Consider the following 24,854-nt stretch of genomic DNA (forward strand, 5'->3'; position numbering starts at 1 on the left):
CGGTGGCGCGGGGTCGGCTCAGGGTGCTGCGTCGGGCACGGGTGCGGCCTCTGGGAAGGGCGCGGGTCCGGCTCAGGGTGCTGGGGCGGGCAAGGGCGCGGCCTCTGGGGCCGGGTCGGCTCAGGGTGCTGCGGCGGGTAAGGCCGCGGGCTCTGATGGAGGACGGCCGAGCGGTCCCGAGCCAGGCACGGCCCCCGCCAAGGGTGCTGGCTCCGGGCAGAGCGCTGGGGCGGGCAAGGGGACCGGGTCCGGGCAGGGGGCTGGTGGTTCGGCTGCGTCGCAGGGTGTTGCGGCGGGGGCTGAGGCCGGGCAAGGGGCTGCGGCTGAGGAGGTTTTGGGGCGGCGTTTGGCGCCGCGTTCGGTGCCCTCGCAGGATCTTGGGCGGAAGGTTGCGCCCATCACCAAGCCCGATGCCAAGCCGGTGCAGGGTGTGCCGCCTTATGCGCCGCCTAGGCCGGGCTCGGGGCCGAATCCGGTGCCGCCCGGTGCCGGACCTACCCCCGTGCCGCCGGGTGTCGGGCCGAATCCGGTGCCGCCGGGTGTCGGGTCTCATCCAGTGCCGCCGGGTGCTGGGCCGAATGTCGGGTCTGGGCCGCGCTCGGGGCCCTATCCGGGGCCGCCGCCGGGGTCTGGGCCCCAGTCAGGGGCCCATCCGGTTCCGCTGCCTGGGGCGGGGCCGCAGTCGGGGCTCCATGCGGGTCCGCCGCCGGGGGTGGGGCCCTATGCAGGGCCCGGGCCGCAGTCAGGGCCGAATCTCGTGCCGCCGCCCGCGTCGGGGCCGAATCCTGTGCCGCCGCCCGGGGCTGGGCCGTATTCCGGGTCTCAGCCGCACTCGGGGGGCAATTCCGTCCCGCCGCAGGGGGCGGCTCTTCACATCGGACCTGGGCCGCATTCGGGAGCAAATCCGGTGCCGCCGCCGGGTCCTTATGCGGGGCCGATGCCGGGCTCAGGGCCCAATCCCGTGCCGCCTGCGGGGCCGGGGGGCGCGGCCGTTGGTGGGCAGGAGCAGCGGTTCGGGCAGCCGGGGGTGCGGGCGTTGGTGCCCCCGCCGCCCAAGCGGCGCGGGCTCGGGGATATTCCGATCAAGGTGATCTACCTGTTCGGGGCCATTCTCGCGACGGTTCTGGCTGTTCTGCTGGTGTTCGTGGTGTTCTCCGGGGATGTGCCGAACCGGGAGCAGGAGCAGGTCGTGCAGGTGGCGCCGGTGCCTACGACGCCGACGCCGTCCGCGTCCGCGAGCCCGACGGCGACCGAGACGCCGATCGTGTTGCCGCCCGTCCCGGCGAGCAAGAAGTACGCCGCGTTCCCCGGCACGGCGTCCGCGGTCACGGGGACGATCACCGACAAGAAGTCGGGCATCAGCTACCCGAGGCTGGCCGCGCCGTGGGCGGCGAAGTCGTTCTCGCCGTTCTCGATCGCCCAGCGCATCGGCAAGGTCGCGGTGCCGCACACGGTGGTCGCCTCGGCGATGCTCCCGGGTGACGCGCCGGAGAAGAAGCCGTCGTCGAACGCCGACTACCGGGCGATCGCGACGCAGGCGGCCCGCTGGACGATCCGCACCCAGTATCCGAAGGGCGCGACGCTGGACGAGTGGACGGCGTCGAAGAAGATCCCGGTGGGCAAGGGCTGGACGCTGGGCTACAAGGTGACGTTCACGTCGGGCGGCAAGAAGCAGGTGGCGCAGGCGATGGTGACGGTGGTCGAGGTGGGCAAGACGAAGCCGGCGATGCTGATGGCGTCGATCCCGGAGGCGAACAAGGCCCGCTGGCGCGATCTGAACACGCTCGCGGAGCAGGTTCGTCCACTCTGACCGAGAGGCAGAAGCATCCTCTAGAATATGGTTCTGGGCATGACTCGGACCTGGCTGGAGGATGAGTAATGGCGATCGGTTTGAGCGAGGAGCACGAGGCGCTCCGCGAGTCGGTGAGCGGCTGGGCCGAGCGGAACATCCCCTCGGAGCTGCTGCGCGCGGGCAGCGAGGGGCGTCCGCCGTTCTGGGCGGGCCTCGCCGAGCAGGGGCTGCTCGGCCTGCACGTGCCCGAGGAGCACGGCGGCTCCGGCTACGGCCTGCTGGAGGCGGCCGTCGCGATCGAGGCGCTGGCCGAGCGGATGGCGCCGGGCCCGTACGTCCCGACCGTGCTGGCCAGCGCGGTCATCGGTGCCTCGAAGCGCCCCGAGCACCTGGAGCAGTACGCCGACGGCACCCTGACCGCCGCCGTCGCACTGACCGGCAATCTGACCGGCACGCGCACGGAGGACGGCTCGCTGGTCGTCTCCGGCACCGCCGAGCCCGTGCTGGGCGGCTCGCTGGCCGACTCGCTCGTGCTGCCCGTCACCACCGACGACGGCGAGGAGTGGGTGCTGGTCGAGGCCGCGTCGGCCACCGTCACCGAGCTGAAGTCGCTCGACCTCACCAGGCCGGCCGCCAAGGTCGAGCTGGACGGCGTCAGGGTGCCCGCGTCGGGCATCCTGGGCGGCGTGCAGCGCTCCGACGTGCGCGGCATCGCGGCGATCCTGCTGGGGGCCGAGGCGGCGGGCCTGGCGTCGTGGTGCGTCACGGCCGCCTCCGAGTACGCCAAGGTACGCGTCCAGTTCGGCCGCCCGATCGGCCAGTTCCAGGGCATCAAGCACAAGCTGTCGCGCATGCTGGTCGCGCTGGAGCAGGCGCGCGCCACGGTCTGGGACGCCACCCGCGCCGAGGGCAAGGAGCTGGAGTTCGCCGCCGCCGTCGCCGGGGTGATGGCCCCCGACGCGGCCGTGCGGTGCGCGAAGGACGCCGTCCAGACGTTCGGCGGCATCGGCTACACCTTCGAGCACGACGTGCACCTCTACTACCGCCGCGCGCTCACCCTGCGCGCCCTGCTCGGCTCGTCGGCCGAGTGGGCGGGCACGGTGGCGGAGCTGGCGCTGGCGGGCGTGTCGCGGGAGATGGAGATCGACCTGCCGGAGGGCGCGGAGGAGCTGCGCGAGTCGATCCGGGCCGAGATCGCGGAGATCGCCGGGCTGGAGGGCAAGGAGCAGAAGCGGGCGCTGGCCGAGCGCGGCTTCGTGATGTCGCACCTGCCGAAGCCGTGGGGCCGCGGCGCCAAGCCGCTGGAGCAGGTGCTGCTCGCGCAGGAGCTCAAGGCCGCCAAGGTACGTCTGCCCAACATGATCATCGGTGCCTGGGTGGTGCCGTCCATCGTCGCGTACGGGACGCCTGAGCAGCAGCAGCGCTTCCTGCCCAAGACGCTCAGCGGCGAGATGATCTGGTGCCAGCTGTTCTCCGAGCCGGGCGCGGGCTCCGACCTGGCCTCGCTGCAGATGAAGGCGGAGAAGGTCGAGGGCGGCTGGAAGCTCAACGGCCAGAAGATCTGGACGTCGGTCGCGCACGTCGCCGAGTGGGGCATCTGCATCGCCCGCAACTCCAGCGAGGGCTCCAAGCACGAGGGCATCACGTACTTCCTGGTGGACATGAAGGCGCCGGGCGTGACGGTCAGGCCGCTGACGGAGATGACCGGCGAGAACCTGTTCAACGAGGTGTTCCTCGACGACGTGTTCGTGCCGGACGACCTGGTCGTGGGCGAGGTGGGCCAGGGCTGGAAGGTGGCGCGCAACACGCTGTCCAACGAGCGCGTGTCGCTGTCGTCCGGCTCGGGCGGCACGGGCGCGTCGGTGCCCGACCTGCTGGGCCTGGCCGGGCGGCTGGGCAGGGAGCTGACGCCGGCCGAGAAGCAGCGGGTGGCCGAGGTGGTCTGCGAGGGCCACTCGATCAACGCGCTGTCGCTGCGGGTGACGCTCAAGCAGCTGGCCGGCAGCGAGCCGGGCGCGGACGCCTCCGTACGGAAGCTGCTGTCCACCTCGCATGCGCAGCACGTGTCGGAGACGGCGGTCGAGCTGCTCGGGACGTCCGCCGTGGTCGCCGCGGACATGAAGCTGGGCGACGCCGGCTACTGGAACAGGGCGGTGCTCGCGACCCGCGCCATGACGATCTACGGCGGCACCACGGAGGTGCAGCTCAACATCATCGGCGAGCGCATGCTGGGCCTGCCGAGGGACCCCGAGCCCGGCAAGTAGTGGGAGAGACGCCCGGTCAACCCAGGGGGATGGCCGGGCCGTCCTCGTCGGGGGCGGGGCGGCCGATCCTGATCTCGCCCACGCAGGCGTCGGGGCCGAGCGAGCGCAGGAACAGGTCGGCTCCCTGGCCGTGGACCTGGGCGTACGTCGTGCCCAGGTCCTTGCCGGCGGCGGCCTGCGCGTGGCCCGGGCCGCCGAGCCGGACCGCGAGGGTGGTCGGGGCGGCGTTCAGGTAGGAGATCTGGGCGGTGTGGACGCCGCCGGGCAGCGGCGCGGGCAGCCGGAAGCGCACCTCATCGGCCCCGACCGGTACGCACGTGCGCTGCGGCACCCGCAGCCCGCGCACGGTGACCGGCCGCAGCCGACCGCGCGCGTCGAAGGTCAGCGGCTCGCGCAGCGGCCCGTTCAGCGCGTCGACCCAGGTGACCGGCCACGGGCGGGGCACGCCGAGGAGCTTGGAGTGCCGGGCGTACTCGTGGAAGAAGACGGGCGCGGCGACCTCGGGCGGCACGTACGTGTCCAGCACCACCGTCCCCGAGGGCACCTGGGACAGCGCCCGCTCGGCCGTCCGCACGTAGTCGCGCACGGTCCGGCCGAGCGGCCGGTCGGCGTACGCGGCGACGGACCAGACCGAGCCGGCGGCGACGACGGCGGCCAGCGGCACCCAGCCGAGCCGCCACCGGGGCAGGGGCCGTGACCAGGGACGTTCCTCGCCGTCGAGCGGGATGAAGGCGAGCCCGGCGGCGAGCGCCATGACGGTGGCGGTCGCGGCGAGGTAGCGCAGCTCGTGGCCGAGCACGCTGGGCCCGAGCACCTCGATCCGGCCGAGCAGCACCGGCACCACGTCGGCCAGCAGGAAGTAGAAGAGCAGCGTCAGCCAGGCGGCCCAGGCCCGCCGCCGATGCCGCAGCGACACCGCCACCACGATCGCGGCGACCGCCGACCCGGCCCAGACGAGCGGCTCCGGCGTGGCCGCCATCGCGTAGTCGTCGCCGATCGGCCGCCACTGCCAGGGCCCGCCCAGCGCCGACGGCACCAGCGCGCGGACGCCGAGCACCCACGCGAACTCGGCCGCCGTCCCCGCATCGGGCAGCTCGGGCGTCTGGGTGGCGTCGTTGAGCTGCACGGAGCCGTAGAGGCCGGTGAAGAAGACGGCCGCGTACGCGGAGAGGATCACCGCGTACGGCACCCAGGCCCGCCACAGCCGCCACCATCCGCGCGGCGCCAGCCAGAAGACGGTCACCACCAGCATCAGCACGGGGATGAACGCGGCCTTGACGAAGAACAGCAGCCCGAACACCGTCCACGCGCACGCCGCCAGCAGATGCCGGGCACGCCCATGACGCACGTAGAGCACGTGGGAGGCCAGCGCCATCGGCAGCGCGAGCTGCAGCGGCAGCGTCTCCAGCACCGCCGCCCACCACGACAGCGACGGCACGGTCATCGGCGTGATCAGGTAGAGCCCGAGCGGCACGAGGATCGCCGGCCGCGGACCGAACAGCACCCAGAGGAGCCGCAGCATCGCCAGGCTCGCCCCGGCCTGCAGCGTCATCGTGGTGGCGTGGGCGAGCAGCTCGTTGTAGCCGCCGAGCCTGGCCATCGCCCACGAGATGCCGAAGCCGCCGGGCAGCAGGTGGCCGACGTCCACCCACATCAGGTAGTCCCAGGTGAGGCCGCTCTCCTGGCCGCGCATGATGTAGTGGAAGTCGTCCTGGCGGAAGAACGTCCGCCTGACCAGCTCGTACTTCCACACGAGCTGCACGGCGACCATCACCAGGCCGGCGGTCAGCACGGCGTCGCGCTCGCGCAACCGCTGCCACATGGTCGTCATCCCCGTCCTCCCCCGGGCGCAGCGTAATCACGGGACCGGCCGCGAAGGAATGATCGTGTCCCGGTTGTGATGTCATAGCGGGATGTCTCACCCCGCCCGTGCCGGGCTTTCCGCCGCCCTGCTCGGGCTGGTGCTCGGCTGCGTGGCGCTCGGCCCGGCGCTGGGCTGGGGGTTCGTGCTGGTCCAGGACATGGTGTTCGTGCCTGAGCCGGAGTTCTCGCGCTTCACGTTCGGGCTGGCGGGCGGGGCGGCGCGGGTGGTGCCGAGCGACGCCGTGGTGACCGCGCTGGCGCAGGTGCTGCCGGCCGAGCTGGTGCAGAAGGCGATCCTGCTCGGGATCTTCGTGCTCGGCTGCTCGGGGACGGCGCTGCTGGTGCCGTCGGACTCGCTCGGGCCGCGCCTGGTGGCGGGGGCCTTCTACGTGTGGAACCCGTACGTCGCCGAGCGGCTGCTCATCGGGCAGTGGGCGCTGCTGCTCGGGTACGCAGGGCTGCCCTGGGTGGTGCGGGCGGTGTGGTCGGGGCGGCGGCTCGCCCTGGCGATGCTGCCCGCCGCCGTGGGCGGGTTCGCGGCGATGACGGTGACGGCGATCACCGCGCTGCCCGCCGCCGTGCCGCGCCCGCGAGTGGTCGCCAAGGTGGCCGTGGTGCTGGCGCTGTTCAGCCTGCCGTGGCTGGTGGTGACGGCGCTGCGGCCGTACGGGATCGAGGGTGACCCGGTGGGGGTCGCGGCGTTCGCGGCCAGGGCGGACACGCCGTTCGGCGCGGTGGGCAGCCTGCTGTCGCTGGGCGGGATCTGGAACGCGTACGCGGTGCCGCCCGGCTACGAGAGCCTCGTCGGCGCGGTGGCCAGGCTGGTGCTGACGCTGGTGGGGGTGGTCGCGTTCCTGCGCAGCCGGTTGCCGGACAAGTGGGGGCTGGCCGGGGCCGCCGCCGTCGGGCTGGCGGTGGCGTCGGTGGGGGTGAGCGGGCCAGGGCGGGCGGCGTTCGAGTGGCTGATCGGCGTGTGGGGCGGGTTCGGGGTGTTCAGGGACGCCCAGCAGTACGTGGCGCCGCTGGCCCTCGTGGCGGCGCTCGGGCTGGGGCTGCTGACCGAGCACGTGGCGGGCCGCAAGGCGTGGGTGGGCGCGCTGGTGCTGGTGCCGGTCGCGGTGCTGCCGACCCTCGCGTGGGGCGCGCTCGGGCGGCTGGACGCCGTGCGCTATCCCGACGGCTGGACGGCCGCGCGCGAGGTGATCAGGCGGGACCCGGAGCCGGGCGAGGTGCTGGTGCTGCCGTTCGAGTCGTACCGGCGCTTCCCGTGGAACGGGCACCGGGCGGTGCTCGACCCGGCCCAGCGCTTCTTCGCGGTGGCGGGGCGGCGGGTGGTGACCAACGACGCCGTACGGGTCGGCGGCCTGGTCGTCGGCAGCGAGGATCCCCGTGCCCAGGAGGTAGAACGCGTACTAGTAGGACCTTCGCCGGACCTCCGCGCAGCAGGATTTCGCTACGTGATAGTCGACGCGGGGACAGTTGGGGAGCGCCATCGTTTCGACGTGTGGCTACGGAGCGCGAAGGTCCTGGTCGATACCGGTGACCTGCGCTTGTATCGGTTCGACGGCCAGGTGGCGGCCCGCTGACCTCGATCGGTACCCTCGTCAATGGCTTTGTTAGAGTTTCGCCTAGCTACTTCCCAGTAGCAAGAATTGGTTCTAAGTTTGGGGACGCCCGCACCACCCGCCCGCTTCAGGAGGAACCCCCGTGATCAAGATCCTCTTAGCAGCGATCATCGGCGTCGCCGTGGCGGCACTCGTGGCCACGGTCACCACGGTCTCCTTCACCGGCGCCACGGCCACGCCGGTCAACCAGCCGCTCTACAACTACGGCGACCGGTAACCCCAAGCGCCATGGCACCCTCTCCGCTTGGGGGCGAGGGGGCGAGCCGGCGACCACTGCTCGAGATCGTCATTCCCGCGTACAACGAGGAAGGACGACTACCCGGGGGGCTCCTGCAGCTGTGCGCGAAGCTTGCCCGCATGCCGTTCCCCACCTCCGTCATCGTCGTGGACAACGCCAGCACCGACCGGACGGCCGAGATCGTCTCGGACTGGCCGCGCGGCCCCGTTCCCGTCCGGCTCGTCCGGTGCGCGACCCCCGGTAAGGGCGCCGCCGTCCGGGCCGGGCTGCTCGGCACCACCGCGCCCTTCGTCGGCTTCTGCGACGCCGACATGGCCACCGACCTCGACGCCATCGACCATGCGCTCGGGCTGCTGCTGTCCGGCGAGCGCGTGGTGATCGGCTCGCGGGCGCACCGCGACTCGCGCGTGGAGAACCGGCACAGCCGGATCCGCGAGCTGGGCGCGTACGGCTTCCGCGCACTGGCCGGCGCGCTCGTGCGCGGCGTCAGCGACACCCAGTGCGGGTTCAAGTTCTTCGACGGCGTGCTCGCCCGCGAGACCGCCGGCCTGCTGCGCACGCCCGGCTTCGCCTTCGACGTCGAACTGCTCGCGCGCTGCGTCGAGGCGGGCGGCCGGGTCAGGGAGATCCCCGTACGCTGGCGCGACATGCCGGGGTCCCGCTTCTCCCCGGCCCGGCACACCTTCGGCATCGTGCTGGAGCTGGGCCGGATCTGGCTGCGGCTGCGCACGAAACCCGGCTCCGCCGCCCGGCCGGCGTGGGAGCCGCCGCTCGACCCCGTCGGATATCCGTGAAGATCGCCGTCGTCAACTGGCGTGACCCCTGGCATCCCCAGGCGGGTGGCGCCGAGACCTTCGCCTGGGAGTCGGCCCGCCGTTTCGCGCGGGCCGGCCATCAGGTGTGGTACGTCACCGCGCGCGCTCCAGGGCAGCGCCGCCGCGAGCGGGTGGAAGGCGTGTCCTTCGTGCGGATGGGCGGGGTCTTCACCGTCTATCCGCTGGTGCTGGCCTGGCTGCTGCTGCGCAGGGGGCACTTCGACGCGGTGCTCGACTGCCAGAACGGCATCCCGTTCTTCACCCCCTGGGCGGTGCGGCGGCGGACGCGGGTGGTGTGCGTGGTGCACCACGTGCACGACCGGCAGTTCGGGGTGCACATGCCGGGGTGGCTGGCGGCGTTCGGGCGGTTCCTGGAGGGGCCGGTGTCGCGGTGGAGCTACCGGCGGCACGCGAGCGTCGCCGTCTCGCCGTCCACCGCGCTCGCCATGCGCGAGCGGCTCGGGTGGCGCGGGCCGGTGCACGTCATCCCGAACGGGGTCAGTGTCGCTCGACCCGGGCCGGTCGCGAAGAGCCCTGAGCCGCGGGTGGTCTGCCTCGGGCGGCTGGTCGCCCACAAGCGGGTGCCCCTGCTGCTGGACGCCGTCGCCGAGTTGCGCTCGCATCGGCCCGGTCTGGTCGTGGACGTCATCGGCAGGGGACCTGAGGAGGACGCTCTGCGGGCCCGGCTGCCCGAGGGCGTCACGCTGCACGGCTACCTGCCCGAGGACGACAAGGCGCGGCTGGTCGCGCGGGCGTGGCTGCACGTCAGCGCCTCCCAGGGGGAGGGCTGGGGGCTGAGCGTGCTGGAGGCCGCCGCGCTGGGCGTGCCGACCGTGGCGTTCGACGTGGACGGGTTGCGCGATGCCGTACGGCCTGGTGAGACCGGGTGGCTGCTGCCCGAGGGGACCGGGCTGGCCAAGGGGATCGCCGCCGCACTCGACGAGCTGGACCACACTTATGCCGTGAAATGTCGGGAATGGTCTGACCGCTTCTCCTGGGACCGCACCGCCGACCGCCTCACCGCCCTCCTGCGCGGCGACGACCCCGGCGCCGACCCCGCCTTCGGCGGGCTGAGCGGTGGCCCCGGCGCCGGCGGTGGCGCCCCGCGCGAGAGGCGCGGTGGCGAGCCCGGCTCCGGCTGGGAGCGGCCATGACCCCGGCCGCCAGGCCGCCCGCGACCGGGCGGATGAGGACGCTGCTGCCCACCCGGCTGCCCACCGACAAGCTGGTGGCCGGGCGGCGGACCGGGGCGGGGCGGCCGGTCGGGGAGGCCGCGCGGCGCCGCCTGTGGCTGCTGCTGTGCTGCTTCGGCTTCGGCCTGCTCGCCTTCACCACCCGGCCGGGCCACCTCATCTCCGACACCAAGATGGACCTCGCGCTCAACCCGGTCGGCTGGCTGGAGCGCGCCGCCCACCTGTGGGACCTGCAGCACTTCGGCCAGCTCCAGAACCAGGTGGCCGGCTACATCTTCCCGATGGGGCCGTTCTTCGCGCTGGGCGAGCTGGCCGGCGTCGAGCCGTGGGTGACGCAGCGGCTCTGGCTGACGCTGCTCATGTGCGTGGCCTTCCTCGGCGTCGAACGGCTGGCGGGGTGGCTCGGCATCGGCTCGCCGGGCACCAGGATCGCGGGGGCGCTGGCGTACGCGCTGGCTCCGCGCACGCTGTCGATCATCGGCGAGATCTCCGTCGAGTGGCTGCCCGCCGCGATGCTGCCGTGGATCCTGCTGCCGCTGCTCACCGCGTCGGAGACCGGCCAGCGGGCGCGCGGCGCCATCAGGTCGGCGCTGGCGGTGGCGCTGTGCGGCGGCGTCAACGCGGTCGCGGTGCTGGCCGTGCTGGTCGCGCCCGTGCTCTACATCCTCACCAGGCCGCGTCCCGTGCCGCGCTGGCGGCTGCTCGGCTGGTGGTCGGGCGCGGTGGCGGTGGCCACCCTGTTCTGGTCGCTGCCGCTGCTGCTGGTCGGCCGGTACGCGTTCTCGTTCCTGCCGTACACCGAGACCGCGGGGACCACGACGGCCGTCACCTCGCTCACGAACGTGCTGCGCGGCGCCTCCGACTGGGTGCGTTACCTGCCGCTGAACGGCGTCCTGGAGCAGCCGCCGGGGTTCAGGATCGCGACCGCGGCCTCGATGGTCGTCGTCACGGGCGTGATCGCGGCGCTCGGGCTCGCCGGGCTGGCCCGCCGCGACCTGCCGGCCAGGGGGTTCCTGGTGGCGGTTTTCGTGGTCGGCGTGGTGGCGCTGGTCGCCGGGCACGCGGGCGCGCTGGAGCCGGTCACCGCCGAGCCGGTGCGCTGGCTGCTCGACGGGCCGCTCGCGCCGCTGCGCAACCTGCGCAAGTTCGACCCGCTGGTCCGGCTCGCGCTCGCCCTCGGCCTGGCGCACCTGCTGGTCAAGGCCAGGATGCCGGTCCGTACGGTGGCCGTCGCCGCCTGCGCAGCGCTCGTCGTGCCCGTCTTCAACCAGGGCCTGGCCGCCCCCGGCGACTTCGAGGACGTGCCCGCCCACTGGCGCGAGGCCGCCGCCTGGCTGGACACGAACGCGGGCGACGACGGCGTGCTGCTCGTGCCGGGCGCCAAGTTCGGCGAGTACGTCTGGGGCCGCCCGATGGACGAGCCGCTCCAGGCGCTGACCACGGCCCGCTGGACCACCAGGAAGATCGAGCCGCCCGGCTCGGTCGGACTGACCCGGCTGCTCGACGCCATCGACCAGCGCCTGACCTCCGGCCACGGCTCAGCGGGCGTGACCGCCGTGCTGCGGCGGCTCGGCGTGCGCTACCTGCTCGTCAGGAACGATCTCATCCGCCAGAACCTCCAGGGCGCCTGGCCGTCGCGCGTCTACGAGGCGCTGCGCGAGTCGCCGGGCATCACGAAGGTGCGCTCGTTCGGCGAGCCGGTCGGCGACAGGGAGACCGACGACGCGGTCAACGCGCTCGACCCCGCCTTCCCCGCGCTCGACCTGTACGAGGTGCCGGACGTCGCCGGCCTGGTCACCGTGCGCCCGGCGGCCGACGCGCTGGCCGTGCGCGGCGGGCCCGACTCGCTGCTCGCGATGGGCGACCTCGGCCTGCTGGGCGACGAGCCGGTGCTGGTCAACGGCGACGCGGGCACCCGCGAGGCGCCCTCCGTGGTCAGCGACGCGCTGCGGCTGCGCGAGCGCTCGTTCGGCGAGTTGCGGACGAACTGGTCACCGACCCTCACGGCCGACAAGAAACGCGACTTCGACGGGGTCAGGGCGCTGGACCTGCTGGAGAAGGGCTGGCTCGACGAGGCCGCGGTCGCCGAGTACGACGGCATCGCCGGCATCAGCGCCTCCTCCTCGGTCGCGGACCCGTACGCGCCGGCCGGGATCAGCAGCGCGGGACGCGGCCCGTACGCGGCCATGGACGGCAACACGAAGACCGGCTGGGAGAGCGATGGCACCAAAACCTCGCAGGGCGAGTGGCTGCGGGTTGACCTGCGGGGACGGATGCGCATCCCGTACGTGAACGTCATGTTCGCGCCCGACCTGCTGCTCGGCCAGGCGGTCTCGCGGGTGGCGGTGGAGACCGAGTCGGGCAGCCTGGTGCAGGACGTCGCCCGTACGACGGACCCGCAGCGGCTGCGCGTGCCGGACGGGCCGACGAGCTGGGTGCGGCTCAAGGTGGCCGGCACGGCGTCGGAGACGTGGACGTACGGCCAGCGCATCGGCGTGGTCGAGCTGTCGATCCCCGGCGTCACGGCCGGTCGCACGATCCGGCTGCCCGGCCAGGGCGGCGACGCGTACGTCATGGACCGCGGCCTCGACGAGCGGCCCGCCTGCATGCGCAACCCGCAGCGCTGGGTCTGCAACGAGGTCGCGCTGGCCGAGCAGAGCGAGGAGACCGGTTTCGACCGGACCTTCCGCGCCGATGCGGCTTCGAGCGTGACCGTGCGCGGAACGGCGGTCCTGCGGGACTCTGAGCTGATCGACCGCTACACCCGCATCCGTGCGGACCTGACCACGGTGACCGGCTCGTCCCAGCTCAGCGATGACGCCGTGGTCGCGCCCAGATCGGCGTTCGACGCCGACGACAGCACGACCTGGATCCCCGACGCCGACGACAAGGAGCCCACGCTCACCGTGGCGTGGAAGGGCAGGAAGACGATCTCCCGCGTCCAGATCGGCCGCCCAGGCGGCGATCAGGCGCCGCTCGACGTGATCGTCACCGGCGACGGCGGGGCCGTGCGCGGCGGGCGGGTGGACGAGCACGGCCTCCTGACGTTCAAGGCGATGAAGACGAGCCGGCTCAAGCTCCGCTTCACCCCCTTCTCCCAGCGGCTGCAGGTGACCGAGCTGGTCATCCCCGGCGTGGACCCGGTGGGGCGGCCCGCCGACGTGCCGCTGCGGCTGGCGTGCGGGTTCGGCCCGACCATCGAGGTGAACGGCCGCAGCGTCCCCACCCGGGTCACCGGCACCCACGCCGACCTGCTCGAACAGCGGCCGGTGCGGATCACGGGCTGCACGAGGGCGCCGCTCGCCGCCGGGGACAACCGGGTGCGGGTGGCGGGCTGGGACCCGTACGCGATCGACGCGCTGGTGGTCGGGGCGCTGCCCGAGCGGCCCGCCGGCGTGGAGGGGTCGGCCGTGCCGAGCACGTGGACGCCGTCGCAGCGCGAGGTCGCCGTCAGCGCGCCCAAGGACGCCTTCCTCGTCGTCAACGAGAACTTCAACGCCGGCTGGCGGGCCAGCATCGGTGGCGAGACGCTCAAACCGGTCAGGATCGACGGCTGGAAGCAGGCGTGGGAGCTGCCCGCCGGCACCTCGGGCACCGTACGGCTCGACTACCTGCCCGACCGGCTCTACCGGCTCGCGCTCCTGCTGGGGCTGGCCGGGATCGCGCTGCTGGCGCTGGCCGCCCTGGTGCTGCGGGGGCCGCGGCCCGAGCACGTACGCGAGACCGCCCCCGCCTCGGCCGCCCGGCTGTCGCGGCCGCGTGCGCCGCTCGTGGTGGTGGCGGCGCTGGCGTTCGGCGGCTGGACGGCGAGCTGGCCCGGCATGCTGGCGGTGCTCGGCGCGGTGCTGGTGACCCTGCTGCTGCGGGCCAGGCGGTGGCCCGCGCATTGGGCGGCGGCCGGCGCGTTCTGCGTGGCGGCGCTGTCCCTGGCCGCCGGCATGACGCTGCGGGACTACGGGATCGACGTGGAGGTGCTGATGGACCCGCTTATGGACCACGTGCCGCAGCTCGCGTCATGCGCGGCGGTCGGCGTGCTGTTCGGCCAGCTCGTCACGGAGCCGGCGCGGCCGGCAGCGCCGCGCGAGCTGCCGGCGGCGAGGCAGGTGCTGACCGGTGTCGGCTGAGCTTGAGCGCGCTCACCTCGATCAGGTGGTAGCTGCCGACGCTGAGCAGCATCGTCACGATGAACGAGATCACCGCGACGCTGGTGAAGTCGGCCTGGAACGGCTGCGCGCCGGTCAGCTTGAGCTGCAGCGTGATCACCGGCGCGTGCCAGAGGAAGAAGCTGTAGGAGATGCGGCCCAGGTAGCTCGCGACGGGGTTGCCGAGCACCCGGTTGCGCAGCGAGCCGGGCCTGGAGGCCAGCGCGAACGGCGCCACCAGCAGCACCGCGACCGCCGTCTCCAGGCTGAGCCGCCACAGCGACTGCCCCAGGGTGGGCAGCACGAGCGTGCGCGGGCCGGCCAGGTCGGTGCTGAGCAGCGCGTACAGCAAGCCGGCCAGCACCAGCAGCTGCGGGGCCAGCGAGTCGATCACGCGGCTGTGCCCGATCCACACCGACAGCACCGCCATCGCCATGCCGCAGCCGAAGAACGCCAGGTGGTACGGCAGCAGCAGGGCCAGGTCGGGCTGCCCGGACAGCCGGGCGACGACCACGGTGACCACCGAGATGAGCGGCAGCACCGCGATGCCGGCGAGCAGGCGCACCGGACGGTTGCCGCCGCGCGCCCACCGGTGCAGCGCCCAGCCCAGCACGGGGAGCAGCACGTAGAAGGACATCTCGATGGGCAGCGTCCACATCTGGTAGAGGCCGTCGGGCGTCGGGTCGGCGGGGAAGAAGTTCTGCGCGAGCAGCATCCACTTCAGCCAGCCGGTCCAGTCGTACGACGCCCACGCCCACAGGGCGAGCGCGCTCACCAGCCAGTAGACGGGCATGACGCGCAGCACCCGGCGCCACAGGTAGCCGAGCGGCCGGGGTCGTGGCGTATCCTCGATCATCGCGCGCGCCCACGGGCGGTAGAGGAGCAGGCCCGACAGGAGGAAGAAGATGGGGACCGCGATGCCCAGGCGGCTCATCAGCCAGTGGAGCATGCCGTCGCGGTACATCACGCCGGTGTTGCTCCCGACGTGCAGCAGCCAGACGCCGAGCGCGGCCACCGCGCGGATGCCGTCGAGTGCCGCGTCCCTGCCCTTCATCGCTGCTCCAATGTCCCGTCGCCGATTGCGGCAACCACGATAGAACCTGTTTCTATCGATTTGGTTGCGGTGGTTTGCCCGCCGCTGACGGGCGTCACCCCCTGTCATACTTTGATGCTCGACGATCGCACCGAACGACAACATGTTCTACAATGCGGAGGCCTCGATGGGTCGCATCTCAACGCTCGTCCTCATCGGGTTCGGGGCTTTCTTCATCGCGCTGGCTCCGCTGCTGAGATTCTGGGCGGCGGACCAGATCATCTCCGCGCCGGCCGACCAGTTCGGCATCTCGCGGCTGGAGGCCAAGAACGCCCAGTACTTCTCGCTGCAGGACCTCAAGGTGCTCACCGGTGACCTCGACATCATCGTCACCACCCGCGGTGATGTGAAGGAGGCCACCAGTGACCGGGTGGTCTGGGACGAGGCCACGGTCGTCAACGACGTGACCAACAAGCGGCCCCAGATCGACATCTCCGAGCGGCGCAGCGCCTTCGACCGCTACACCGGGGTGGCGCTCAACTGCTGCGGGTCCAGCGTCGAGAAGGCACCGGTCACGCTGGAGGGGCAGGTCTACAAGTTCCCCTTCGACGTGGAGAAGAAGACGTACAAGGTGTTCAACGCCACCGCGCAGAAGGCGTTCGACGCCACGTTCGTCCGCGAGGACAAGGTCAACGGCCTGCCGGTCTACGTCTTCGAGCAGACCGTGCCCCCGACCAAGACCGAGACCCGCAGCGCGCCCGCCAACGTGCTCGGCATCACGGGCACCACCGGTGACGTGCAGGTCGACCGCTGGTACGACGGCAAGACGACGTTCTGGATCGAGCCGGTCACCGGGTCGCCGGTCCGGCAGGAGGTGCAGCGGCACGAGGTGCTGAAGACGCAGGACGGCGTCGAGCGCTCGGCGGCCTTCATCGCGACCGCGAAGATGACCGAGAAGACGGTCGACGACCTGGTCAAGGGCGCCCAGGACGGTAAGAACATGATCAACCTGCTGCGGAACACCATCCCGCTCGTGCTGCTCGTGATCGGCGTCGTGCTCGTCGTGGCCGGCGTCATCGTGGGACGCCGCGCCCCGGCCGAGTGACCTCTCCATCAAGGGCCCGTTCGCTTGAACGGGCCCCTTTTCTTTTGACCTGACACCCTGACTGGAACCGGTTATATATGTAGGTTACTCGCCGGTACCAGACGAAAGGTTCTAGCCTAGAACGCGTTGCAGTTCGCCGCTTTCCAGACGTATTGTCGGGCCATGCGGACACGCGTCACGGACATGTTCGGAATCGAGCTCCCGATCTTCGCGTTCAGCCACTGCCGGGATGTGGTCGCCGCCGTCAGCAAGGCCGGCGGCATGGGCGTGCTCGGCGCGCTCTACTTCACCCCGGAAGAGCTCGAGATGGAGCTCAAGTGGATCGACGACCACGTGGACGGCCGGCCGTACGGGGTGGACGTCGTCATGCCGGCCTCGTACGAGGGGGCCGACTTCGCGCCGGAGGAGCTGGTCGGCCGGCTCCAGACCATGATCCCCGACGGGCATCGGGCGTTCGTCGAGGGCCTCCTGGCCAAGCACGGCGTGCCGCCCCTGTCCTCGGACGCCGACCCTGGCCGGGTGCTGCTCGGCTGGACCGACGCCACCGCCCGCCCCCAGGTCGAGGTCGCCCTGCGTCACCCCATCGCGCTCCTGGCCAACGCGCTCGGGCCGCCGCCCGCCGACGTGGTCGAGCTCGCCCACGCCCACGGCGTCAAGGTCGCCGCCCTCGCCTCCACCCCGCGCCACGCGCTCAAGCAGGTCGAGGTCGGGGTGGACGTGGTGGTCGCCCAGGGCACCGAGGCCGGCGGGCACACCGGCGAGATCTCCACCATGGTTCTCATCCCGCAGGTCGTGGACGCGGTGGACGTACCGGTGCTGGCGGCGGGCGGCATCGGCAACGGCCGTCAGATGGCCGCTGGGATGGCGCTCGGGGCCGAGGGCGTCTGGACGGGCTCGATCTGGCTCACGGTCGAGGAGGCCGACACTCCGGAGATGGCCCGGCGCCGCATCCTCGCCGCCACCTCCCGCGACACCGTCCGCTCCCGCAGCTGGACCGGCAAGCCCGCCCGCCTGCTCAAGAACGAGTGGACCGAGGCATGGGAGTCGGAGGAGTCGCCGGGCACGCTTCCGATGCCGTTGCAGTTCATGCTCGTCTCAGACGCTCTGCGCCGCATCGGCCGCTCGGACGCCGCCGAACTGGCCACCTTCCCCGCCGGCCAGATCATCGGCGTCATGAACCAGGTCAAGCCCGCCAAGGACGTCGTCTTCGACCTGGTCTCGGAGTACGCCGAAGCACTGGACCGCCTCCAACGCCTCACCTCCGACTGACCTCACACCGGCACGACGGTGACCATGCTCTCAAGTCCCACGAAATCGTCCGTTTTGCGGGTGTAAAGCGGGAGTCCCCGGCTGGAGGCGATCGCCGCGATCATGAGGCCCATGCGCCGCGGCCTGGGATCCCGCTTGGCTGCGAGTGTGAGGGCGACCAGGCTGCCATAACGGGCCGCGGCCTTGGAGTCGAAGGGAAGCGGCTCGAAATCGACGGCGGCGATGCCGAGTTTTCCATGCGGGCGGCCCGGGACGCTTCGTCCTTGGCCATGGTCACGCCTTGGTGCAACTCGGCGAGCGTGATGGCGGTGAGTTCCGGCTGCTTCGGAAGGGCCTCGGGCGAGATCTTCGCGAGGTCGATGTAAGAGCGTCAGCGGCCCTGGTAGAAGGCGGGGCGTTTTTCGCGGAAGGCGCGGGTGCCTTCCTTGGCGTCCTCCGAGCCGATGACCGGCCAGCCCAGCTCGTCCGAGACCTTCAGGGCGTCCTGCTCCGGGAGGCCCAGCGTGTCGCGGTAGGTGCGGAGGATGGCTTGGACGGCCAGGGGGCCCGAGCTTGCCACGTCGTCCGCCAGTTCGCGGGCCACCGCCAGTGCCTGGCCGTCCGGGACCACGCGGTTCACCAGGCCCATCGACAGAGCCTCCGCGGCCGTGACGGCGCGGCCGGTCAGCAGGAGGTCCATGGCGTGGCAGTACGGGATCTGGCGGGGGAGGCGGACGGCGCTGCCGCCCATCGGGAACAGGGCGCGCTTGGCCTCGAAGAGGCCCAGGGTGGCGGACTCGGCGACCACGCGCAGGTCGGTGCCCACCAGGAGTTCGGTGCCTCCGGCGACGGCGTAGCCCTCGACCGCGCAGATGATGGGCTTGGTCGGCAGGTCCTCGCGGAGCAGGCCCTTCCAGTGGAAGTTCGGGATCTGGGCGGCCCTGGCCTGGACGTCCGGGTCGGTGGAGGGTTGTCCCATGGCCTTGAGGTCGGCGCCGGCGCAGAACGTGCCCTCGGCGCCGGTCAGGATCGCCACCCGGATGCCGGGCTCCTCGGAGGCGTACGCCCACGCCGACGCCAGGCCGATCAGCATGTCGGAGGAGAGCGCGTTGCGGGCCTCCGGCCGGTTCATGGTGACGGTCAGGACGTGCCCGTCGCGTTCGATCCGGCAGTGCGGCGTGCTGATCGGCAGGAGCTCCACGGGTGCCTCCGAAGTCGCTAGATCAAGCGCTTGCTACGAACTTTGGCCCAGGATACGCTCCCACCAGCAAACGAGAACAGGTTCCTGTTTTGCCCGCCCACAGCTGAGGAGATCAGATGGGCACGCTCGGTTTCTGGAGGCTCGCGCAGGCGGATCCCGAGTGGGTCGCGGCCGTGGACCCCGACGGCACCCAGCACCGCGCGGGCGACCTCCTCGCCCGCTCCAACCGCCTCGTGCACGGGCTGCGCGCGCTCGGTCTGCAGCCGGGCGACGGCATCTGCGGCCTGGTGCCCAACGGCGCCGACGGCCTCGTCCTCTATCTGGCGGCGCTGCAGGCGGGCTGGTACTACACGCCGGTCAACTGGCACCTGACCGGGCCGGAGATCGCGTACATCGTCTCCGACAGCGAGGCCAAGGCGTTCTTCGTGCACCCGCGCTTCCTCGCCGAGGGCATTCGCGGCGCCGAGGCCATCGCGCCCGAGCGGCGGTTCCTGACAGAGGGCGAGGCCGGCGGGTTCTGTCCGATGAGCGAGCTGACCGGCGGGCAGCCGGACACCGCGCCGGAAGGCCGCACCGCCGGCGCCACCATGCACTACACCTCGGGCACCACCGGCAAGCCTAAAGGCGTCAGAAGGCCGCTCAGCGGGATGGATCCGGACGACGCTGCCGAGCTGATGACGTTCCTTCTCACGTTGTTCGGCATGACGCCGGGCCGGCCGAACGCGCACCTGGTCACCTCGCCGAGCTACCACACGGCGGTGACCCAGTTCGGCGGCTCCGCCCTGCACATGGGGCACACGCTCGTCTACATGGACAAGTGGGACGCCGAGGAGATGCTGCGGCTGTGCGAGCGGCATCGCGTCACCAACTCGCACCTGGTGCCCACCCACTTCAAGCGGCTGCTGGCGCTGCCGGACAAGACGCGCACCGCGTACGACCTGTCCTCACTGCGCTGGATGATCCACGCCGCCGCGCCCTGTCCCGTACCGGTGAAGTGGGCGATGCTCGACTGGTGGGGCGACTGCGTGTACGAGTACTACGCGGCCACCGAGGGCGGCGGCACCATCGCCACGCCCGAGGACTGGAAGGCCCACCCCGGCACGGTCGGCAAGGCCTGGCCGATCAGCGAGCTGCTCATCGTGGACGACCAGGGCGAACCGGTGCCCACCGGCACCCCCGGCACGATCTACATGAAGATGATGGGCGCCACGTTCGAGTACAAAGGCGACCCCGACAAGACCGCCGCGAACCGCCTCAAAGACCACTTCACCGTCGGCGACATCGGTTACCTGGACGAGGACGGCTTCCTCTACCTGTGCGACCGCAAAGCCGACATGATCATTTCAGGCGGGGCCAACATCTACCCGGCCGAGATCGAGAACGAGCTCATGGTCCACCCCAAGGTGGCCGACGTGGCCGTGTTCGGCATCCCCGATGAGGAGTGGGGTGAGCAGATCAAGGCCGTCGTCGAGCCCGCGCAGGACACCGAGCCGGGCCCCGAGCTGGCGGCCGAGCTGCTGGCCTCGCTGGAGGGCCGCCTGGCCAGGATGAAGTGGCCCAAGAGCATCGACTTCATCGCCGAGATGCCCCGCGAGCCCAACGGCAAGCTGCTCAAACGCAAGCTCCGCGCCCCGTACTGGGAGGGACACGACCGTGCCATCTGATCCGCTGGTCGCGCAGCACGTCCTGGAGTTCCCCGGCGGCTACACGCGTACGACGGGGCCGGTGATCGGCCGGTTCCTCAGCGAGTTACGCGCCCGCCGCCTGGTCGGCGTGCGTACGGCGGAGGGCCGCGTCCTGGTGCCGCCCCTCGAGTACGACCCCGCCACCGGCGAAGCCGTCACCGGCGAGTACGTCGAGGTCGGCCCGGCCGGCACGGTCACCACGTGGGCCTGGGTGGACGAGCCGCTCCCTGGACACCCGCTCGACCGCCCCTTCGCCTGGGCGCTGATCCGCCTCGACGGCGCCGACACCGACCTCGTGCACGCCCTCGACCCCGGCAACCCCAAGGCGCTGCGGCAGGGCATGCGGGTCTGGCCGGTCTGGCGCGAGCAGCCCAAGGGCCACATCACCGACCTGTCGCACTTCGTCCCCGAGGTCACCCAGATCGTCTCCGACGTGCGCGCCGAATACCGCCTCCAGGCCGGCGGCGCGCTGCGGGTCTTCCTCGAAGGGGTCGAGCGCGGCGTCCTCCTCGGCGGGCGCTGCGAGCGCTGCGCCAAGGTGTACGTGCCGTACCGGGCGGCGTGCCCCGAATGCGGCAGCGCCCTCCCGGACACCTTCGAAGTGCCCGACACCGGGACGATCACCACGTTCGCCATCAACAACCTGCCCGACCCCCGGGCCCCGCAGGTGCCGTTCGTGTCGGCGTACATCCTGCTCGACGGCACCGACATCCCCATGATCGCGCTGGTCGGCGACGTGCCCGCCCACGAGGTACGCCAGGGCATGCGGGTCAGGGCGGTCTGGGTGCCCGAGAGCGAGCGCACGGCGTCCATGGCGAACATCCGCTGGTTCGCCCCCACCGGTGAGCCCGATGTGGAGCTGTCATGAGAGATGTGGCCATCGTCGCGTTCGCCCAGACGCGGCACACCGATCACGACACCGGCCTGAGCGAGCCCGAGCTGATCACCCCGGTCATCAACGAGATCAAGGAGCGCACCGGGCTCACCAGGTTCGGCTTCACCTGCTCGGGCAGCTGCGACTACCTCGCGGGAGCGCCGTTCTCGTTCGTGTCGGCGCTCGACGCGCTCGCCGCCTGGCCGCCGATCTCCGAGAGCCACGTCGAGATGGACGGCGCCTGGGCCCTGTACGAGGCGTGGGTCCGCCTCCAGCACGGCGACGTCGACTCGGCGCTGGTCTACGGCTTCGGCAAGTCGTCGCTCGGCGACCTGCGCACGATCATGACCCTGCAGCTCGACCCCTACTACCTGGCTCCGCTCGGCCTCGACCAGCTCTCCTACGCCGCGCTCCAGGCCGCCGCCGTCGGTGCCGACCCCGGGGAGCTGGACGAGATCGTCCGGCGGAGCAGGGCGGACGGGCGCGGCAACCCGTACGCGCTGGATCTGCCCGAGCCAGAGCCGGGCGGCGAGGACCACGCCGTGCGGCCGCTCAGGAAGATCGACGTGCCGCCCGTCACCGACGGCGCGGCGGCCGTCGTGCTCGCCGCCGGCGACCTGGCCAGGCAGCTGTGCCCCAGCCCTGCCTACATCACGGGCATCGCCCACCGCATCGAGCCCCACTACCTCGGCCTGCGCGACCTCGCGCGATCAGGCTCGGCGGCCGACGCCGCCCGTGCCGCCGGGGTCGCCAAGGGCCCGGTCGAGGTGGCCGAGCTGCACGCCCAGTTCCCGCACGAGGAGGTCATCCTGCGCGAGGCACTGGAGCTCGGCAACGACACCCTCATCAACCCCTCGGGCGGGCCGCTCGCCGCCAACCCCGTCATGGCCACCGGCCTCATCCGCATCGGCGAGGCCGCGCGGCGCATCCACGACGGCGCCGCCCGCCGCACCGTCGCGCACGCCGCCGCCGGCCCCTGCCTGCAACAGAACCTCGTGACCGTCCTGGAGGCCCGATGAACAGGTGCGCGGTCATCGGCGTCGGCCAGACCCGCTACACGACCAAGCGGCGCGACGTCTCGCTCGCCGGGCTCGTCCGCGAGGCGGCGCAGCGGGCGCTCGACGACGCCGGGCTGACGTTCAAGGACATCGACGCCGTGGTCGTCGGCAAGGCGCCCGACCTGTTCGAGGGCGTGATGATGCCGGAGGTGTACCTCGCCGACGCGCTCGGCGCGGCCGGCAAGCCGCTGATGCGGGTGCACACCGCGGGCAGCGTCGGCGGCTCCACCGCCATCGTCGGCGCCTCGCTCGTCCAGGGCGGCGTGCACGACCGGGTGCTCGTCGTCGCCTTCGAGAAGCAGTCGGAGTCGAACGCCACCTGGGCCCTGTCCACCCACCTGCCCTTCAGCTCGTCCCTCGTGGTCGGCGCGGGCGGCTACTTCGCGCCGCACATCCGCGAGTACATGCGCAGAACCGGCGCACCCGGGCACATCGGCACGCTCGTCGCGGTCAAGGACCGGCTGAACGCGCTGAAGAACCCGTACGCGCACCTCAAGATCCCCGGCATCGACCAGAAGATGGTCGAGTCGACGCCCATGCTCTGGGAGCCCATCCGCTACCTGGAGACCTGCCCCTCCAGCGACGGCGCCTGCGCGCTCGTGCTGGCCTCGGAATCGGCCGTCACCGGCACGCCCGCCTGGGTGCACGGCACCGCCATGCGCTCCGAGCCGATCTTCCGCGCCGGGCGCGACACCGTCAGCCCGCAGGCCGGCAAGGACTGCGCCGCAGACGTCTACCGCCAGGCCGGCATCACCGACCCGCGCAGGGAGATCGACGTGGCCGAGGTCTACGTGCCGTTCTCCTGGTACGAGCCCATGTGGCTGGAGAACCTCGGCTTCGCCGCTGAGGGCGAGGGCTGGAAGCTCACCGAGTCGGGCGCCACCGCACTCGACGGCGACATCCCGTGGAACGCCTCGGGCGGGGTGCTGTCCAGCAACCCCATCGGGGCGTCGGGACTCATCAGGTTCGCCGAGGCGGCGCTGCAGGTGCGCGGCATGGCCGGCGAACACCAGGTGGACGGCGCCCGCACGGCGCTCGGCCACGCCTACGGCGGGGGAGCCCAGTTCTTCGCGATGTGGATCGTCGGACGGGAGAGACCCTGATGGAGTTCAACCACGCTGACCTGTTCGAGGGGCTCGCGGACACGATCGGGGAGCGCACGGCCATCGTCTGCGGCGCTGAGCGGCGCACGTACGCCGAGCTCGAGGCCGAGGCCAACCGGCTCGCCCACTACCTCATGGACCTCGGCATCCAGCCGGGACAGCACGTCGGCCTGCACCTCTGCAACGGCGTCGAGTACGTCGCCGGGCTGCTCGCCGCGCTCAAGATCCGCGCCGTGCCGATCAACGTCAACTACCGCTACGTCGAGGCCGAGCTGCTCTACCTCTACCGCGACGCCGACCTGCGGGCGCTGGTCTACGACGTCGAGTTCGAGCCCCGGGTCGCCGCTGTCGCCGGGCAGGCGCCGCTGCTCGACCACCTCATCGCCGTGGGCGGGCCGCCCTCGATCGGCGGGGCCGTGACGTACGGCGCCGCTCTGGAGCGCGGCCGGCCGGACCGCGGCTTCCCCGCCCGCTCCGGCCAGGACCTCTACATCATCTACACCGGCGGCACCACCGGCTTCCCGAAGGGCGCGATGTGGCACGTCGAGGACCTGTTCATGGGGTTCGGCGGCGGCAACCCGTACGGCGAGCCGCGCGCCACGCCGCAGGAGGTCATCGACGAGGCGGTCAAGGCCAACCCGATGGTGATGATGGCCGCGCCGCCGCTCATGCACGGGGCCGCGCAGATGGCCACATTCATCGCGTTCTGGATGGGCTCGACCATGGTGTACGTCCGCAAGTTCGACGCCGCCGATGTCCTGCGGACGATCGAGCGGGAGCGCGTCACCACCGTGAACATCACCGGCGACGCCATGGCCAGGCCGCTCACCGATGAGCTGGCGACCGGCTCGTACGACGTCTCCTCGCTGTTCGTGATCAGCTCGACCGGGGCGATCCTGTCCGGCGCCGTCCGCGACCGCCTCCAGGAACTGCTGCCGAACGTCATGATCCTCGACAACTTCGGCTCCACCGAGTCCGGCTACACCGCCTCCGGCGTGGCCGGCTCCTCACCCGAGAAGGGCCTGCGCTACCAGCCCAACTCCGTCGTCAGGCTGGCCGTCCTCGACGAGGAGAACCGGCCCGTCGAGCCCGGCTCAGGGCAGCTCGGCACCGTCGCGCGGTCGGGCTGGGTGGCGTTCGGCTACTACAACGACCCCGACAAGACCGCGCGCACGTTCGTCACCTCCGACGACGGCACCCGGTGGCTGCTCACCGGCGACCTCGCCACCGTCGAGAAGGACGGCACGGTGAACGTCTTCGGGCGCGGCTCCCAGTGCATCAACACCGGCGGCGAGAAGGTGTTCCCCGAGGAGGTGGAGGCGGTGCTCAAGGGGCATCCCGGCGTGTTCGACGCGGTGGTTACCGGGGTGCCGGACGAGCGCTGGGGCAACCGCGTGGCCGCCGTCATCGAGCCGCGGCCCGGGGTGCCGGTGACGCCTGAGGAGCTGGACGCGCACTGCCGGACGCTGCTGTCGGGGTACAAGGTGCCTCGGACGTACGCGTTCGTGGACGAAATGGTCCGCTCTCCGGCCGGTAAGGCCGACTATCGGTGGGCTCGGGAAACCGCAGAAAACGCCTGAAAACCTTCGCCTGAGCTGGGTCCGGGGGCGCTCGG

17 protein-coding genes are annotated in these 24,854 nt (G+C 72.0%); 14 read left to right on the plus strand and 3 right to left on the minus strand.

Going from position 1 to position 24,854, the window contains the following annotated elements; all coding sequences use genetic code 11:
• Window positions 1–937 precede the first annotated feature (937 nt).
• The gene (locus AB0K28_RS05460; RefSeq protein ID WP_364365419.1) at window positions 938–1,810 is read left to right on the plus strand and encodes a hypothetical protein; all 873 of its coding nucleotides are present in this window, start codon (window positions 938–940) and stop codon (window positions 1,808–1,810) included.
• A gap of 68 nt (window positions 1,811–1,878) precedes the next feature.
• Entirely contained in the window at window positions 1,879–4,056 is a 2,178-nt protein-coding gene (locus tag AB0K28_RS05465) for an acyl-CoA dehydrogenase (protein ID WP_364365422.1), read from the plus strand.
• A gap of 16 nt (window positions 4,057–4,072) precedes the next feature.
• Here AB0K28_RS05465 and AB0K28_RS05470 read toward each other — a convergent pair whose 3' ends face one another.
• A complete protein-coding gene (locus AB0K28_RS05470) occupies window positions 4,073–5,887 on the minus strand; it encodes a hypothetical protein (RefSeq protein ID WP_364365425.1) in 1,815 nt (604 codons plus the stop codon).
• A gap of 82 nt (window positions 5,888–5,969) precedes the next feature.
• Here AB0K28_RS05470 and AB0K28_RS05475 point away from each other — a divergent pair, with 82 nt between their 5' ends.
• The 5 genes from AB0K28_RS05475 to AB0K28_RS05495 all read left to right on the plus strand — a co-directional run bounded on the left by AB0K28_RS05475 (window position 5,970) and on the right by AB0K28_RS05495 (window position 13,914).
• Window positions 5,970–7,505, plus strand: a complete 1,536-nt coding sequence (locus tag AB0K28_RS05475; RefSeq protein ID WP_364365428.1) for a hypothetical protein — start codon at window positions 5,970–5,972, stop codon at window positions 7,503–7,505.
• Window positions 7,506–7,626: 121 nt separating this feature from the next.
• Window positions 7,627–7,761: a hypothetical protein gene (locus tag AB0K28_RS05480; protein ID WP_281394582.1), complete on the plus strand. Its 135-nt coding sequence runs from the start codon at window positions 7,627–7,629 to the stop codon at window positions 7,759–7,761.
• 11 nt (window positions 7,762–7,772) lie between these two features.
• A complete protein-coding gene (locus AB0K28_RS05485; protein ID WP_364365431.1) occupies window positions 7,773–8,576 on the plus strand; it encodes a glycosyltransferase in 804 nt (267 codons plus the stop codon).
• Entirely contained in the window at window positions 8,573–9,751 is a 1,179-nt protein-coding gene (locus AB0K28_RS05490; protein ID WP_364365434.1) for a glycosyltransferase family 4 protein, read from the plus strand. The genes AB0K28_RS05485 and AB0K28_RS05490 overlap by 4 nt, the downstream gene beginning before the upstream one ends.
• Window positions 9,748–13,914 (plus strand): alpha-(1->3)-arabinofuranosyltransferase family protein, encoded by a 4,167-nt coding sequence (locus AB0K28_RS05495; RefSeq protein ID WP_364365437.1) that lies wholly within the window; start codon window positions 9,748–9,750, stop codon window positions 13,912–13,914. Before AB0K28_RS05490 ends, AB0K28_RS05495 begins: the two co-directional genes overlap by 4 nt.
• Here the strand turns inward: AB0K28_RS05495 and AB0K28_RS05500 are convergent.
• The gene (locus tag AB0K28_RS05500) at window positions 13,841–14,986 is read right to left on the minus strand and encodes an acyltransferase (protein WP_345396766.1); all 1,146 of its coding nucleotides are present in this window, start codon (window positions 14,984–14,986) and stop codon (window positions 13,841–13,843) included. The two genes, AB0K28_RS05495 and AB0K28_RS05500, sit on opposite strands and share 74 nt — an antisense overlap.
• A 166-nt stretch (window positions 14,987–15,152) precedes the next feature.
• Between AB0K28_RS05500 and AB0K28_RS05505 the strand changes: the two genes are divergently transcribed.
• Both AB0K28_RS05505 and AB0K28_RS05510 read left to right on the plus strand, forming a co-directional pair.
• A complete protein-coding gene (locus tag AB0K28_RS05505) occupies window positions 15,153–16,070 on the plus strand; it encodes a DUF3068 domain-containing protein (protein WP_364365440.1) in 918 nt (305 codons plus the stop codon).
• A 162-nt stretch (window positions 16,071–16,232) separates the two neighbouring features.
• The gene (locus AB0K28_RS05510; RefSeq protein ID WP_364365443.1) at window positions 16,233–17,339 is read left to right on the plus strand and encodes a nitronate monooxygenase family protein; all 1,107 of its coding nucleotides are present in this window, start codon (window positions 16,233–16,235) and stop codon (window positions 17,337–17,339) included.
• 370 nt (window positions 17,340–17,709) lie between these two features.
• Here the strand turns inward: AB0K28_RS05510 and AB0K28_RS05515 are convergent, their stop codons facing one another.
• Window positions 17,710–18,519, minus strand: coding sequence for a crotonase/enoyl-CoA hydratase family protein (locus AB0K28_RS05515; protein ID WP_364365446.1), 810 nt, complete (start codon window positions 18,517–18,519; stop codon window positions 17,710–17,712).
• Between the two features lie 116 nt (window positions 18,520–18,635).
• Here AB0K28_RS05515 and AB0K28_RS05520 point away from each other — a divergent pair, with 116 nt between their 5' ends.
• From AB0K28_RS05520 to AB0K28_RS05540, 5 genes are read left to right on the plus strand one after another with little or no spacing between them, the layout of a single operon-like run.
• The gene (locus tag AB0K28_RS05520; protein ID WP_364365449.1) at window positions 18,636–20,183 is read left to right on the plus strand and encodes an acyl-CoA synthetase; all 1,548 of its coding nucleotides are present in this window, start codon (window positions 18,636–18,638) and stop codon (window positions 20,181–20,183) included.
• Complete coding sequence (locus AB0K28_RS05525; protein ID WP_364365452.1) at window positions 20,173–21,072, plus strand: OB-fold domain-containing protein; 900 nt, start codon at window positions 20,173–20,175, stop codon at window positions 21,070–21,072. The genes AB0K28_RS05520 and AB0K28_RS05525 overlap by 11 nt, the downstream gene beginning before the upstream one ends.
• Complete coding sequence (locus AB0K28_RS05530; RefSeq protein WP_364365455.1) at window positions 21,069–22,097, plus strand: lipid-transfer protein; 1,029 nt, start codon at window positions 21,069–21,071, stop codon at window positions 22,095–22,097. Before AB0K28_RS05525 ends, AB0K28_RS05530 begins: the two co-directional genes overlap by 4 nt.
• Window positions 22,094–23,239 carry a thiolase domain-containing protein gene (locus tag AB0K28_RS05535; protein WP_364365458.1) on the plus strand — a complete coding sequence of 382 codons (1,146 nt, stop codon included), beginning with the start codon at window positions 22,094–22,096 and terminating at the stop codon, window positions 23,237–23,239. The genes AB0K28_RS05530 and AB0K28_RS05535 overlap by 4 nt, the downstream gene beginning before the upstream one ends.
• Window positions 23,239–24,819 (plus strand): acyl-CoA synthetase, encoded by a 1,581-nt coding sequence (locus AB0K28_RS05540; RefSeq protein ID WP_364365461.1) that lies wholly within the window; start codon window positions 23,239–23,241, stop codon window positions 24,817–24,819. The genes AB0K28_RS05535 and AB0K28_RS05540 overlap by 1 nt, the downstream gene beginning before the upstream one ends.
• Window positions 24,820–24,854: the final 35 nt, after the last annotated feature.

It is taken from the genome of Nonomuraea sp. NPDC049504 (assembly GCF_040676845.1).
Classification (GTDB): domain Bacteria; phylum Actinomycetota; class Actinomycetes; order Streptosporangiales; family Streptosporangiaceae; genus Nonomuraea; species Nonomuraea salmonea.